General features: G+C 49.1%; 1 protein-coding gene and 1 rRNA gene. Both read left to right on the top strand.

The genetic code is table 11. The annotated features are described in order from the left end of the window. The first annotated feature begins 10 nt into the window (after positions 1-10). A 5S ribosomal RNA gene (gene rrf / locus F2P46_RS35840) occupies positions 11-123 on the top strand. Between the two features lie 286 nt (positions 124-409). Next, positions 410-904, top strand: a complete 495-nt coding sequence (locus tag F2P46_RS35835; protein ID WP_166899280.1) for an outer membrane beta-barrel protein — start codon at positions 410-412, stop codon at positions 902-904. Positions 905-1,364: the final 460 nt, after the last annotated feature.

Raw genomic sequence — 1,364 nt, 5'->3', positions numbered from 1 at the left:
ACAAGTTATGCCTGATGACCATAGTAAATCGGTACCACCCCTTCCCATCCCGAACAGGACCGTGAAACGATTTTACGCCGATGATAGTGCTGCAACCAGTGTGAAAGTAGGTCATCGTCAGGCTAGTGATAAGAGAAGAACCCGTGTGAGCGAAAGCCATGCGGGTTTTTTTTCGTCCGCGTTTTCGTCATAAATCCATTTTTTACTCACAGCTTTGCCATTGCGTTTTTCCTGTGCAATTGACTATTTCTTATTTCACCCCAAAGCCTTGGATAAGCATCGGAAAACAACATTATTCCGTAATCCTATTGTGCGAAATTGTACGTTACGGAAACCCCGGGTAAAATATGGCACGCAACTAAGACGCAGTCTTCGTTGGATAATTCAACTAATAACAAAGGATTTACCCGTGTTTAAAAAAATCGCATTGGCAGCAGCTCTGGCCGTTATGGCTTCCTCGTCCTTCGCCGCTGAAGCGAACAAATTCTACGTTGGTGGCGATTTCGGCACCACCAAAGTTGACAATTACTCCGACCGTGAAACCGGCTACGGCACGTTCGTTGGCTACAACATTACCCCGACGATCGCCGTTGAAGGCAGCTATCGCCGTCTGGCTTCGTTTGAAGAATATCGCACCGACTTCACCTTCGACCAGGCTGCTATCTCGGTTATCGGTTCGATTCCACTGAGCAACGGTTTCGGCCTGTACGGTCGTCTTGGCTACAACCGCCTGGAAGCTAAAGAATCCACAGGCGGCCACAGCGAAACCGCATCGACGAATAAAGCGCTGTACGGTTTTGGCGCTACCTATGCTTTCACGCCAGCAATTTCGGGTCGTATCGAAGTTCAGCGTCCAAGCAGCGATTTGACCAACTTCAGCGCTGGCGTATCGTTCCAGTTCTAAGTCATCGTGCTTAAGAAAATCCCGCCAGGCGATAGTCTGGCGGGATTTTTTTTGCCCCAATGCGAAACAGCGCATTGCTGTCGGCATCAGCCATCAATGCCTGCGACGCCGGGAACGAGCCAGCGAAGAGTTAGTGATCCGCATCCATCCAGCGCGTCCTGGGAGTCCAATTTTTCGTTCTTTGAGTCAAGTCGAACGAAATTTGTATGGGTTCACCAAAACAATCTGGCAAAGATCGAGAGGCTCTGCTATAGTTCGCCTCCCCGCAGAAAGGGTTAACGAAATCAAGTAGTTAGCACTCTGTCAGGGCCGTCTCCAAGGAGGCGCGGTAGTAAAAAGAGGTTGACGAGAAACGCGAAACGCTGCATAATCTCACCTCTCTGCTGCAACGAACACAACGCTTCGTAGCAAACGGCAGAAGGTAGTACAGAACAAGTTCTTTAACAATTAACAGTCGATA

It is taken from the genome of Massilia sp. CCM 8734 (genome assembly GCF_011682155.1).
In the GTDB taxonomy this organism is placed as follows: Bacteria; Pseudomonadota; Gammaproteobacteria; order Burkholderiales; family Burkholderiaceae_D; genus Telluria_A; species Telluria_A rubra.
This window is presented reverse-complemented; position numbering and strand designations above follow the sequence as displayed.